Origin of the sequence: Shimia marina (genome assembly GCF_001458175.1) — a bacterium.
GTDB lineage: Bacteria > Pseudomonadota > Alphaproteobacteria > Rhodobacterales > Rhodobacteraceae > Shimia > Shimia marina.
This window is the reverse complement of sequence record NZ_CYPW01000023.1, coordinates 1-12,123: the sequence shown is the minus strand read 5'-3', so window position 1 is coordinate 12,123 and position 12,123 is coordinate 1. Positions and strand designations below refer to the sequence as shown.

The 12,123-nt window shown below is 58.3% G+C and carries 15 protein-coding genes and 1 tRNA gene; 9 read left to right on the top strand and 7 right to left on the bottom strand.

Annotation, left to right across the window (positions count from 1 at the left end; translation table 11 throughout):
• Together SHM7688_RS10740 and SHM7688_RS10735 are read left to right on the top strand one after the other, a co-directional pair.
• Positions 1 to 445, top strand: a 445-nt coding sequence (locus SHM7688_RS10740) for a hypothetical protein (RefSeq protein WP_199556620.1), incomplete at its 5' end; no start/stop codon positions are given.
• Positions 446 to 525: 80 nt separating this feature from the next.
• Entirely contained in the window at positions 526 to 1,005 is a 480-nt protein-coding gene (locus tag SHM7688_RS10735) for a DUF2867 domain-containing protein (protein ID WP_058239950.1), read from the top strand.
• A gap of 60 nt (positions 1,006 to 1,065) precedes the next feature.
• On the opposite strand, the gene SHM7688_RS10730 is transcribed toward SHM7688_RS10735, so the two are convergent.
• The 5 genes from SHM7688_RS10730 to SHM7688_RS10710 form a co-directional block, all read right to left on the bottom strand.
• A complete protein-coding gene (locus SHM7688_RS10730) occupies positions 1,066 to 1,809 on the bottom strand; it encodes a metallophosphoesterase family protein (protein ID WP_058239949.1) in 744 nt (247 codons plus the stop codon).
• Between the two features lie 83 nt (positions 1,810 to 1,892).
• A complete protein-coding gene (locus tag SHM7688_RS10725) occupies positions 1,893 to 2,321 on the bottom strand; it encodes a protein tyrosine phosphatase family protein (RefSeq protein ID WP_058239948.1) in 429 nt (142 codons plus the stop codon).
• Between the two features lie 9 nt (positions 2,322 to 2,330).
• Positions 2,331 to 2,765 carry a DUF6691 family protein gene (locus SHM7688_RS10720; RefSeq protein WP_058239947.1) on the bottom strand — a complete coding sequence of 145 codons (435 nt, stop codon included), beginning with the start codon at positions 2,763 to 2,765 and terminating at the stop codon, positions 2,331 to 2,333.
• Positions 2,765 to 3,202: a YeeE/YedE family protein gene (locus SHM7688_RS10715; protein ID WP_058239946.1), complete on the bottom strand. Its 438-nt coding sequence runs from the start codon at positions 3,200 to 3,202 to the stop codon at positions 2,765 to 2,767. The genes SHM7688_RS10720 and SHM7688_RS10715 overlap by 1 nt, the downstream gene beginning before the upstream one ends.
• 35 nt (positions 3,203 to 3,237) lie before the next feature.
• Positions 3,238 to 4,101: an MBL fold metallo-hydrolase gene (locus tag SHM7688_RS10710; RefSeq protein ID WP_058239945.1), complete on the bottom strand. Its 864-nt coding sequence runs from the start codon at positions 4,099 to 4,101 to the stop codon at positions 3,238 to 3,240.
• Positions 4,102 to 4,309: 208 nt separating this feature from the next.
• Here SHM7688_RS10710 and SHM7688_RS10705 point away from each other — a divergent pair, with 208 nt between their 5' ends.
• The 3 genes from SHM7688_RS10705 to SHM7688_RS10695 all read left to right on the top strand — a co-directional run bounded on the left by SHM7688_RS10705 (position 4,310) and on the right by SHM7688_RS10695 (position 7,105).
• Entirely contained in the window at positions 4,310 to 4,639 is a 330-nt protein-coding gene (locus tag SHM7688_RS10705; protein ID WP_058239944.1) for a TraR/DksA family transcriptional regulator, read from the top strand.
• Positions 4,640 to 4,678: 39 nt separating this feature from the next.
• A complete protein-coding gene (locus SHM7688_RS10700; RefSeq protein WP_058239943.1) occupies positions 4,679 to 4,894 on the top strand; it encodes a hypothetical protein in 216 nt (71 codons plus the stop codon).
• A 141-nt stretch (positions 4,895 to 5,035) separates the two neighbouring features.
• Positions 5,036 to 7,105 (top strand): enoyl-CoA hydratase-related protein, encoded by a 2,070-nt coding sequence (locus SHM7688_RS10695; RefSeq protein ID WP_058239942.1) that lies wholly within the window; start codon positions 5,036 to 5,038, stop codon positions 7,103 to 7,105.
• Positions 7,106 to 7,113: 8 nt separating this feature from the next.
• On the opposite strand, the gene SHM7688_RS10690 is transcribed toward SHM7688_RS10695, so the two are convergent.
• Positions 7,114 to 7,329 (bottom strand): hypothetical protein, encoded by a 216-nt coding sequence (locus tag SHM7688_RS10690; protein ID WP_058239941.1) that lies wholly within the window; start codon positions 7,327 to 7,329, stop codon positions 7,114 to 7,116.
• A 241-nt stretch (positions 7,330 to 7,570) separates the two neighbouring features.
• On the opposite strand from SHM7688_RS10690, the gene SHM7688_RS10685 reads away from it, so the two are divergent.
• The gene (locus SHM7688_RS10685) at positions 7,571 to 7,834 is read left to right on the top strand and encodes a DUF2312 domain-containing protein (RefSeq protein ID WP_058239940.1); all 264 of its coding nucleotides are present in this window, start codon (positions 7,571 to 7,573) and stop codon (positions 7,832 to 7,834) included.
• Positions 7,835 to 7,937: 103 nt separating this feature from the next.
• Here the strand turns inward: SHM7688_RS10685 and SHM7688_RS10680 are convergent, their stop codons facing one another.
• Positions 7,938 to 8,813: a hypothetical protein gene (locus SHM7688_RS10680; RefSeq protein WP_058239939.1), complete on the bottom strand. Its 876-nt coding sequence runs from the start codon at positions 8,811 to 8,813 to the stop codon at positions 7,938 to 7,940.
• A 152-nt stretch (positions 8,814 to 8,965) separates the two neighbouring features.
• On the opposite strand from SHM7688_RS10680, the gene SHM7688_RS10675 reads away from it, so the two are divergent.
• From SHM7688_RS10675 to SHM7688_RS10665, 3 genes are all read left to right on the top strand, one after another.
• On the top strand, positions 8,966 to 10,582 hold the full coding sequence (locus tag SHM7688_RS10675; protein WP_370733336.1) for an ABC transporter permease: 1,617 nt from the start codon (positions 8,966 to 8,968) through the stop codon (positions 10,580 to 10,582).
• Positions 10,583 to 10,630: 48 nt separating this feature from the next.
• Positions 10,631 to 10,706 (top strand) — tRNA-Thr (locus SHM7688_RS10670).
• Positions 10,707 to 10,808: 102 nt separating this feature from the next.
• Positions 10,809 to 12,035 carry a tyrosine-type recombinase/integrase gene (locus tag SHM7688_RS10665; RefSeq protein ID WP_058239937.1) on the top strand — a complete coding sequence of 409 codons (1,227 nt, stop codon included), beginning with the start codon at positions 10,809 to 10,811 and terminating at the stop codon, positions 12,033 to 12,035.
• The last annotated feature ends 88 nt before the right edge of the window (positions 12,036 to 12,123 follow it).

Below are 12,123 nucleotides of genomic sequence, written 5' to 3'. Positions count from 1 at the left end.
GGATGGAATGCGAGCGGTCTGTGTGCCGGGGCTCGTCAGTTTTGCAGCTCCGGCCGCGGAGGCCGAAGCGCCCGCCATGCCGGATATGGGCGCGCCTGAGGTGCCGGCGATTGGCGGCATGGACCTTGGAGCTATGGATATGGGCGGCATGGATGCCGAGATGCCTGCCATGGGTGGTTTGCCGGATATGGATGGCGGTTTGCCTGACATGGGCGGTGGCTTGCCTGATCTGGGTGGCGATCTGCCAGATCTGGGCGGAGATTTGCCGGATATGGGGGGCGATCTGCCTGAGATGGCGCCAATGGGCGATCTGGGTATCGGGCTTGATGCGGATGGCGGTGAAGATTTCACAGGGCTGGATGATCTGGACGATTTGATCCAACTGGGGTCGGATGACATTGGCGATCCGATGGCGTTGGCTGATATTGAAATGACAGGATCATAGGCGCAGGCCGAGCGGTTATGTCGCGGCGCGTCTGAGCGAGGGTGCTTTAAGCGCCGCTATGCTGCGGCTAGGGTGCAGCCATGTTGACCCTTGATCACGCTCACGTGCGCGTTCTAGCGCCGGTTGCTGAACTGTATTACTTTGATCAGCAGCACACTGTTCTTCAGCACGATATGACGGCTTTGTTGGCTTGGAACGCGATCATGCAGCAGCCGCAGCCGTTCCTAAACCTGGCCTTCAAAATACGTGACACGGTGTCATCGCTTTTTGGCGTGAAACGGATTGGCGGGTTCAGTGGCCGTGCGGCGCAATCCGTGCAGGTGGGGGACCATCTGGATTTCTTTCTGGTGGAATATGTGGATGACACATGTCTGGTGCTGACCGAGCGGGACCGACATCTGGATGTGATGACCTGCATTTCTGTTCAGGGGCGCACTCTGACGGTGACGTCTTCGGTCTGTGTCCACAACTGGTTTGGCCGGGCCTACATGGTGCCGGTTGGCATTGCCCATAGGTGGATTGTGCGAGGCATGTTCAAGCGTTTGTCACGACATGGCTAGGCGCGCGCAGATCCTGGAGCGGTTTTCCAACCATTTATATGCGCCGTGTTGGCGCGCCGATTACCTCTCAAACCAGCCGGTCCTCAGCGCATGCGCCCAATCGTGACGCCCATTTTGGACGGCATAGGCGCTTGCGGCATCGGAGGCATAGGGAATGGAGCGGAAGGTGGTGATCCACTCGCCGTTTTGTTTTTCAACGATCGCGTAGGAGGCGTTGGGCGTGCCGGTCTGCATATGATGGGGCGCGGGTGCGATGTCGTCATAGGCCGGGCATCCGACGCTGCCGGGGTTTAAGATGGTGCGCCCATCAGGCAGGCGCAGCACGCGGGGAATATGGGTGTGGCCGCAGAGAATGAGGCTTGCGGAAATGTCCTCTGCCTCCTTGAGGACCTCAGCGAGTTTTGCAGCGCGCACTGTGCCCGTATCCTCGACGCGCTCAAGCCAATAGGTGGTGTCTGAGCTTGGGGTGCCATGACACAGGAACACCTCCTCAAAGACAGTGCGCGTGGCGGGCAGGGCCTTGATCCACTGGAGATGCTGCGGAGACAGTTGATCAAAGGCGGCTCTATCCGACAGGCCCATCTCCTCTGGGGGCTGTTCGATTAGAATGCGGTCGTGGTTGCCTCTGATGGAGAGAAAATCCTGCGCCATCAGCATGTCAGCCGTGTCACGCGCTTGTAGCGGGCCGCTGAAAAAATCCCCCAGATTTACCGCCTCAGAGACGCATTGCGACTGCATGTCTTGCAGGACAGCTTGCAGGGCAAGCGCGTTGCCATGGATGTCGGCGAGAACTGCGAACTTCATGAGGGTGTCCCTCTCTGAGGTGGTCTTTGACGGGGGAGAAAGCCCCAAGACCTGTTGGGGCTTTCAGGGGTTGCCCCGAGAGGTCAGTTGCCCGATTTCAGGCTTTGCAGATGGGGCGCGAGGCCGGAGATGTCATATCCTCCCTGCGCGGCGGCATTGATGATTTCTGTCGGTTCCATCTCTGTGGCGTGGGCCAGAGCCCAGCAGATTGTGGAGCGGGTGCCGGAGCGGCAGTAGGCCAGCACTTTGCCGTCACAGGCTGCGATGCTGTCCCGCTGAAGGGTCTGACGGTCCGGAGTCATGGTTTCCATGGTCAGAGGGTTGACCACATATCGCAGGCCAGCGGCCTCGGCAGCGGCGCGCATGGTTTCGCTGTGCTGGTCGGGGCCAACTTCGCCATCGGGGCGGTTGTTGATGACGAGGCCAAAGCCAGCTTCGGCGAGGGCGGTGAAATCCGCCGCGTCAATTTGAGGCGCGGCGAAGAAGCGGTCGGTGATCTGACGAATATCCATGACGATTGATTACTCGGCAGGAACCGCTCTGTCTAGCTGTGCGCGCGCCATTGGAGCGAGCGCCATGCCGCTCAACATGGCGGCGAAGAACACCCAATGGGGCCAGCCGCCATAGCTGAGGGAGGCCACGGATGGGCCGGGGCAGAGGCCTGCCAGCCCCCAGCCAGCGCCAAAGAGCACAGAGCCAAGCACAAGGTTGCGTCCGATTTTGGGTTCTGGCGGCGTAGGAAAGCTGCCGCCAACCATGGGGCTGCGCCCTTTGGTGACGCGCCATGCGACCGCCATAGGCAGGATTGCACCGCCCATCACGAAAGCCAGCGTCGGGTCCCAGTTGCCAAAGACGTCCAGCCAGCCCTGCACTTTGGTGGTGTCGGTCATGCCGGAAATGAAGAGGCCAGCGCCAAACAGGCCGCCTGCGACAAAGGCGAGGATCATACGCTGCATCAGATCACTCCCAGAATATGGCGGAAAAGCACAACCGTGAGACCGCCAGCCATGATGTAGAAGACCGTGGCCACCATGCCCCGCAAAGACAGGCGCGAGATGCCACAGACGCCGTGACCGGATGTGCAGCCATTGGCGATACGCGTGCCGACGCCCACCAGCAGACCCGCAGCAATCAGCACAGCCAGATTGCCGGAGGCATGGGTGTCCACCTCGCCAAACAGTGGGTAGATGAGAATGGGCAAAAGAAAGACACCCAGCAGAAAGGCGATGCGTTCACCGAGATTGCCTTTGCCGGAGCCATCCACCAGCCCACCGATGATGCCGCTGGCCCCCATAATGCGGCCGTTGCCCAATAGGAAGACGGCGCCGCCGAGGCCGATAAGAAGTCCGCCGCCCAGCCCGAAGAGCCAGTCGGAGGGAATAGAACTCAACATGGTCTATGTCCTTTGTGTTCGCGCTTTAACAGGTGTCAGATTTTGTTGACCGGCACCTTGAGGAAAACATCTCCGTCTTCGTCGGGCTCCGGCATCTGTCCGGCGCGCATATTAACCTGAAGCGAGGGGATGATCAGCTTGGGCATGTTCAATGTCGCGTCGCGGGCGTCGCGCATTTCCACAAAGCTGTCTTTGTCTGCGCCTGCACCCACATGGATATTGGCGGCTTTTTGTTCGGCCACGGTGGTTTCCCATGCGTAGTCGTCGCGCCCCGGCGCCTTGTAGTCATGGCCCACAAAAATGCGGGTTTCGTCGGGCAGAGACAGGATTTTCTGGATGGAGGCAAAGAGCGTTTCAGAGGAGCCCCCGGGAAAATCGCAGCGTGCGGTGCCAAAATCGGGCATAAACAGCGTGTCTCCGACAAAGGCCGCATCCCCAATCACATAGGTCATGCACGCAGGCGTATGGCCAGGTGTGTGCAGCACGTCGCCGCGCAGCTGACCGATCATGAAGCTGTCGCCCTCTTCAAACAGTTTGTCGAATTGGCTCCCGTCGCGCTGAAATTCGGTGCCTTCATTGAAGACTTTGCCAAAGGTATCCTGCACGATGGTGATATTCTTGCCGATGCCAATCTTGCCGCCAACCTGTTCCTGAATGTAGGGCGCTGCGGAGAGGTGATCTGCGTGGACATGACTTTCCAGAATCCATTCCACGGTCAAGGCGTTGTCTTTGACAAAAGCAATCACCGCATCTGCGGATTTGGTATCGGTGCGCCCGGAGCTGTAGTCAAAATCCAGCACGCTGTCGATGATCGCACAGGAGGCCCCTTGAGGGTCTTTCACGACAAAAGAGATTGTGTTTGTCGCATCGTCAAAAAATGCTGTTACGTCTGGCTGCATAGCGATTCCTCTATTTGAGAAAGACATATATTAAATTTCGCATGTGTTTCAAGCACGGGCGCTGCATTTGAGTTTTCCTAAGCTTAAACGCGCTGCAAAACAGGGCGATTGATGTGAATCAAGGCGCCTTTTTGCCTGAGCTGTCAAGTTATCTGCGTCAAAGACCATGAGTGGCTTGACGGATAAATACGGGTTCAGGAGGCTTTTTATGAAGGATCATGCCCCTCGCAAAGCGGCGCTGTTGAAGCGCCTGTCTGAGTTGGATCGCAGATTGCATGCGATCGAAGCGGAATTGGACGCGCCACATTCCAAAGATTGGGACGAGGCCGCTGTGGAGCATGAAGGGGATGAGGTTCTTGAAGGCCTTGGGCAAAGCGGACAGGAAGAAATCCGCCGGATCCAAGCAGCCCTGCAACGACTGAGGGACGGAGACTACGGGGATTGCGTGAAATGCGGCGAGGAGATCGCAGAAGCGCGGCTGAATGTGCTGCCTGACGCGCCATTGTGCAGTGCATGTGCAGGGGGACTGGCGCGCTAAGGGACGTAACCAAAGACATTTTTCGGGAGGAAATTTGAAATGACTTTGACTGAACTGTTGACCCATGCGCAGGGGCTTGAAACGCAGTTGCGGAGCTCGGGCGCGAATGACCGCTATGAGCTTCATCAGCAACTGCACCGCACCTTGGTGAAAATTGAACATCAGGGAGGGCATGTGCCCGCTCGGTTGAAGCGGCTGGATCTGGATTTGCTGGACGAGGAAATCGAGGACAGCTTCGATAATATGCCAGTGTGACAGCCGGCCCAGCGAATTCAGCAATATCAAGACGAAGCGCCGTTACCTTGGATCAGAAACCTCAGGCTTGCACCGTTGGCGCAGGCCGCTAAACTCTGTTTTCACAAAGGCTTGCGCCAAGATGAAGACCAGGGTTGAGGCATGTCGCAGTTGTTGAACTATACGGTGGAAGGCGGGGTTGCGATCCTGTCGATGAACAACCCGCCGTCAAACGCTCTCACAGCCCCGCTGCGGGCGGAGATATTGGCTGCGCTCACCGATGCGTTGGATGATAAGATGGTGGGGGCGGTTGTTCTGCGCGGAGTTGGTGAGACCTTCTCTGGGGGGCGGGACTATTCAGAGTTGGGCAAGCCGATTGCGACGCCCACGCTCTGGGAGCTTTGTGACGCGATCGAACTGGCACCCAAACCTGTGGTGGCCGCGCTTTCCGGGGTTGTGCTTGGCGCGGGCGTGGAACTGGCACTGGCCTGTCATTATCGTGTGGTTGATCGCCAAACCAAGCTGGCCATGCCGGAAGTCGCGCTGGGCGTGACGCCGGGGGCGGGCGGCACCCAGAGAGCGCCACGCCTGCTGGGGGCGCAGACCACGCTTGAATTGTTGCTGTCGGGGGCCTTGAAACCCGCAGCAGCGCCAGAGATGGCAGGGATGGTGGATGAAATCGCTCAGGAAGATGTGGGAGAGGCAGCCATTCTTTTTGCGCTGCGTTGCATCGCGCAGTATCGCTCGCCACGGCCCACCCGCGATGTGAGTGAGGGCTTTGCTGATTATGCGGCCTTCAACGCTGCTGTGACGCATTGGCAAGGCCGCATCCCGACCCAGGGGCAGGAGGCGGCAGAGGCGATTTTGGAATCTGTGCAAGCGGCACCTGTATTGCCTTTTGAGGTTGCCCAGAGCTTTGAGCGAGAGCGGTTTGAAGCCATCGTGAAGGGGGAGCAGTGCCGGGCGCTGCAGCATGTGGCCCTGGCCGAGCGTCGGGCCAGCCGAGCTCCTGAGGTGCGCAACGCGGCGCCGCGCAAGGTGCAGAAGCTGGGACTTGTCGCCGGGCGTGCACGTCTTGGGGCAGATATTGCCCTCGCGGCGCTGAAGGCCGGTCTGCATGTGATTGTCAGCGCGGAGTCGCGCCCTGCGCTGGAGATAGCTGGCAAACGAATTGCCAGCATGTTGGAGCGGCAGGTGACACAGGGGCATTGGCAGCCTGCGCGGCGCGATGAGGTGATGCGCGCTTTGACACTGTCGCCTGACCTTGTGGCCTTGCAGGACGCAGACATGGTGATTGAGGCGGTGGGGCTTGGGCCAGAAGTGTCGCGTCAGATCCTGACGCAATTGGATGCCATCGTCGAAGACCGTACTGTGTTGGCGGTGCATGATCCAGCGGCACAGCTTGATCAGTTGGGGCAGGCCATTGGCATGGCGGAAGACCTTGTAGGGCTTTATATTCCAAATCTGCACCTTCGAACCGCGAGTTGCGAAGTGGCTGTGGGGGGCGCGTCTGGTGCCGAGGCCGTGGCCACGAGTTTTGCGGCCATGAGCAAGCTTGGGTATATGCCGCTTCGCACAGCGGCCCATGCGGGTGGTTTGGGGCAAACGGTGGTGGGGGCCTGCGTGCGCGCGGCAGAGGACCTTTTGCGCCTCGGGGCTAATCCCTATGAGATCGATCGGGTCATGCGCCAATGGGGCATGGCGCGGGGGCCATTTCAATTGGCGGATGCGATTGGGTTGAACGCGCAGGGATTGCGGGCGGCGGATGCCGGGTTCTGCCGCGTACTCTATAAGCTTGCGCGGGAGGGGCGTGATAGTCGCCTGGGCTGGTATCGTTATGACGCGGCGCACCCAATGGGCGCAGAGGATCCAGATACGTTGCGCGTGGTAGAGGCTGTCTTGCGGGAGGATCCGCAACCTGTGGCCAAGATGGGCATAACAGGTGCGGATATCGAACGGAGCTTGCTGGCTGCGATGGCCAATGCGGGTGCGCGGCTTTTGCGGCTTGGGGTGGCAGGCAAGCCCTCAGATATTGATGTGGCGCTGATCCATGGGTTTGGATTTCCGCGCTGGCGTGGTGGGCCGATGCATGTCGCTGACAGCTATGGGCTGATCGCAATGCGCGCCCATTTGCGGGCCATGGCCATGCATGGCGCCGCCATCTGGCAGCCGGAGCCTCTGTTTGACACGTTGATCAAAAACGGGCGCGGCTTTGGCGCGCTCAGCGGATAGGGCAGGGCTCAGGACAGAGAAATGCCCACCATCACGACCATGAGGCCGATGACCGACATGAACAGGGCGCCAAGATTGAGTGGCACAACTTTCTGAACGGCGGCACGCAGCTCTTCGTCAGAGAGGCCGGATTTGCGGGCCTTTGCCACTTTCACGATGGACAGCATAAGCCCCAGCAGGCCGACGATGGACAAAAACGCGCCACCCCAGATCACCCATTGCATGTCGTGTTTCCTTCTCATCTGTGCCCTGTGCAATGCACCGCTGGCTGTATAACAGGTTCTATGACGCAGGCCTGCTATCGGATTGAGCGCGCGCAGGCAAGCGGCCCGGCGCGCGGCAAATGGCGCAGTCTTTCGCAAAACGCATGGCGGGCCTTGCATGGAGGCGTGCTTTGCGGTCTATAGCTGCCCTAACTTTGGCACCCAACGCGGTGCGCTTATGAGGCAAATCAGGAGATCACACATGAGCGAAGGCACATCTTCGGACGCGCAATACAGCGTCACCGGTCAGGAACTGTTGCAGTTCATCGAGCGCGTTGAGCGTTTGGAAGAAGAAAAGAAAGAAGTGTCCGAACAGATCAAAGAGGTCTTTGCGGAAATGAAGGGCCGGGGCTTTGATGTGAAGGCGATCCGCACAATACTGCGCGAGCGCAAACAGGACCCCAATGACATTGCCGAGCAGGAAGCGGTGATCGACATGTATAAATCCGCGCTGGGCATGTCCTGATCGGCATTCTGGTGCTGACATACATTCCTGTATCAAAGCGGCCTTTAGGGCCGCTTTTTTGTGGGCGTGGGCTTGGTAAGGCATGGGCTTGGCAAGGCGGGGGTCAGGGCGTGATCAGGGTGACGCCGGGAATGCGCTCGATTTGGAAAACATCCTCGTCATAGGCGTCGGTGATCGCCTCGACCATTGCGGCGGTCCAGCCGGGCAGGTCCAGTTCTTCTTCGATCTGATCTTCGATTGCGAATTTATCGAGAAATGCAGCGATCACCCGACGCTTTTGAATTTCGGTGACGCCCTGATGTTGCGCCAAAAACGCCTCAAGCCGGGCCATGCCCTCTTTGCTCATGATTTCGCGTAAAAGATCCGTGCTGCCGGCCATAGGAATATTGTGGTCCAGCCCAGCCATGTCGCGCATGACTTCTTCCCAGATGAGCGGCGTGTCCTCATTGCACCAGACCGTGATGGGCACATGCGGCACCGCTTCTCTGATGCGCAGGATCAATTCGGACCAGCGCAGCATGGTGGGATCACAATTGTCAGTGACCTCCTCAATCGCATGGTTGGGAGAGGCGTCCACCAAGGCAGGCAGGAAGGTGGCGGGGTTTCTCAGCGCGAGGAAGACTTCAATGTCCTCCCCATAAAACAGCGAACAGAGGCCGCGCAGACGATCCCCCGCAGTTGGAAACAGCAGATTGTCCTTGATGGCGCGGCGGGGCACACCAAAGAAATTGTCATTGGACAGCACCATGCGATCGGGGGTCGTATCCCCAATCATGCCGCCCATCACAGCGCCTTTATAGTCGGTCGCCATGATGGCGTTGGACATTTGTCCAAGCGTATCGCGTATCTGGCGTCGATAGGTGCTTGGCGGGGGCAGGGCAATGCCGTGCTGCGCCATCAGCTCGGTGTTCTGTGCCAAGCTGCCAAGCAATTTCCCATCGTCGGTAAAATGCGCACCTGCGTGTAGTACAATCTGCATGTTCTTTTCGTTTTGGGATTGTGCCTGTGGTAAGTATAGCTTCGTTTCTGGACAGTGAAACCAGATTCAGGCAACACAAGGGCGCTATGAAGGAATCCGTCGTGCAATCTGTCGCCAAACACCCGCCAAGTTCCGCCCGTTCCCTTAAAAAGGTGAGTAAAGTCGACCCATGGTCGGTTGGCGCATTATGTGTGGCGCTGATTGTCTTGGCGCCCATTGCGGCCGTGGTCTGGATCGCATTTCACCCGGTCGAGAATATCTGGCCGCATCTCATGTCGACGACATTGCCACGCTACACGCGCAACACGCTTGTTCTCATGCTATCTGTCGGGGTTTTGGCGGCCAGCATGGGGGCGGTGACGGCATGGCTTGTGACCCGCTATCACTTTGTTGGCGTGCGCTGGATTCAATGGGCTTTGCTGCTGCCGCTGGCGATCCCGGCTTATGTGGGGGCCTATGCGCTGGTGGATTTCCTGGAATATGCGGGGCCGGTGCAGACGGGACTGCGCAGCCTCTTTGGTTGGCAGAGCAGCCGCGACTATTGGTTTCCTGAAATTCGTTCCATGGGGGCGGCAATCATTGTGTTGTCTGCAGCTTTGTTTCCCTATGTCTACATCCTCGCCCGCGCGGCCTTTCGCGAACAATCCGGCGCAGGCGAAGAGGTTGCGCGCTCGCTGGGGGCGGGGGCTTTTGCCCGGTTCTGGCGCGTAGGGCTGCCTCTGGCACGCCCGGCCATTGCCGCTGGCACGGCGATTGTCATGATGGAAACCGTGAATGATTTTGGCACGGTAGACTACTTTGCCGTGCAGACCCTGACGACCGGGATTTTCTCCGTCTGGCTGGAAAGCAACAACGCGGGCGGCGCGGCGCAGATCTCCAGCGTGGTATTGATGCTGGTGATTGTTCTGGTGACCATGGAAAAGGTCAGCCGGCGCAAAGTGCAGTTCTTCAGTCTGAGCACACGTAACCGCCCACCAGAGCGGGTGCAGTTGACCGGGATCTGGAACATCATGGCTTTTGCAGCCTGTCTCTTGCCGTTTTTGATCGGGTTTGTGCTGCCGTTTTCTGTGATTTTTCACCACGCTTTGTCGAACATGGAGCGCTGGCACGATCCCGCTTTGACCACAGCCCTGCTCAATACGCTGCGGGTTGGGGGAATCGCCGCCGTGGTGACCGTGCTGGCAGGTGTCTTCATGGTCTATGGCGTGCGCCTGTCAGGCCGTACATTGCCCAGGCTGCTGCTGCCCATCACCACCATTGGATATGCGGCACCGGGCGCCGTGTTGGGCGTGGGCATTCTGATTCCTCTGGCCACGCTGGACCATGGTCTGGCCGACCTGATTGAGCGCCTCACAGGCACGCCGACAGGATTGTTGCTCACAGGCACGTCTTTCGCCCTGATTCTTGCCTATTGCGTGAGATTCTTCGCCATTGCGCAGGGGGCGGCAGATGGAGCCATGGGGCGCGTGCCGCCAAGCCTGCCGCTGGCAGCGCGCTCACTGGGGCGGTCGCGGGGACAGGTGCTCTGGGAGGTCTATGCGCCTTTGGTGCGTGCATCGATCGGTTCGGCGCTTTTGTTGGTGTTCGTGGACTGTGTCAAAGAGCTGCCAGCCACGATGCTGCTGCGCCCGTTCAATTTCGACACACTGGCCACCCAGGTGCATGAACAAGCCAGTCTGGAGAACCTGGGAGACGCCAGCCCGGGCGCTGTTTTGATTGTTTTGGTGGGGCTTGTGGCGGTTGGATTGCTGGCACGTGCAAATCGATGAAAAAACCTCTTGCAGCTCCCGCAGCAAACCCTTAGACGGTCCCCCAGTGCCCCTATAGCTCAGCTGGTAGAGCAACTGATTTGTAATCAGTAGGTCCGCGGTTCGAGTCCGTGTGGGGGCACCATCACCTTCCGGAAAATCGTTCGTACTCCCTTTAAAACAAGGGCTTGGTTCATCTTTTGTCGTGTTGTGCAGCACACTTTGGCACACACACGGAGCACACAAGATGGCTTTGACGATGAAGATTCGGCATGTGTATACGCTGGCAAATGGCGTGCTGCGGTTTCGCCGTAGGTTTCCCAAAGAAGTCGCTGAGAATCTCGGTCACGGGTTCCTTCAGGTTCACATTCGGAATCGCGAGGGCATCGCTTTTCAGCGTGAGTATCAGGCGATTATGGCGGAGTTTGATCGGATAGTCTCAGACACGCGCGGAAAGCTTGGCGAGCGTGACCCAAGGCCCCTGATGACCCGCTGGCATGAAACCCTAATGGCGGCCAATGATCTCGTTAGCGCGTCTGCAATGGCTCCACATGAGGAAGATGCCGCCTCTTTTGTCGAGGGTGCAAAGAACTTCCCTCAACAGTCCCTCAATGTGCCCAAAGTCGCCGACAACACGCCCTTTTTGAGTGAAGCCGTTGAGAAATACCGGGCGGTGAAGCGCATGAATAAGAATGACAGTATCCGGCTTGATCGAACGGCGTCACGTCTCGCCGAAGCAATTGGAGATTTGGGCAAGCTCAAACTCACTGAGCTACGCCGTGAACACGGGCAACGCTTCCTTGATCACCTTCTTTCTCGCAAGACCAAAGCAGGCAAGCCGATGGCCATTGGGAGCGTTGAAAAGGAAATCACAATCGCCCGTGCAATGGTCAACCGTGCGGCACTTGAAATGGATGTGGAAGGTTTTCGAAATCCGTTTGAGAAGCTGGAGTTGCCGAAACATCAGGTCGCGGCTGTTGATGCCAAGTTGCCTTTGAGTGACGACCACATAGCTTTCGTTAAGGGCAGTCTTCAGGAGACCGATAGCGAAGACTTGCGGCGAGCGTGGACCATCCTTGCAGGGACCGGAGCAAGACTTGGCGAGATTTCGGGTCTTACGCTGGCTGACATTGATCTGGTTGCAGAAACGCCGTGCATTCACATCCGACCCAACAACGTTAGGGGACTTAAAACGACCTCTTCAGTGCGCTCTGTACCGTTGGTCGGTGAAGCACTCGTTGCCGCTCAAGTGCTGGTCAGCCTCTCTGATAGAAAGAAGACCACTGCGGTTTTCCCACGATATGCGAAGGAGAGGGGGGCCGATAAAATGAGCGCCGCGTTGATGAAGCATTTGAGGAAGACGACAAAGGATAAAAGGTTCTCAGTGCATGGCCTTCGCCACGCGCTGCAAGATAGGCTCAGGCTCGCTGGCGCGCCTTCAGAGGTTTATCGGGGCATCCTAGGGCACAGCTGACCCAGCCCCCTGAAATCGGGCCATTGAGATGTTAGTAATCCGTCCAAGCAAAGGATGGACAATGAAACGCAGATTTTCGGACGAACAG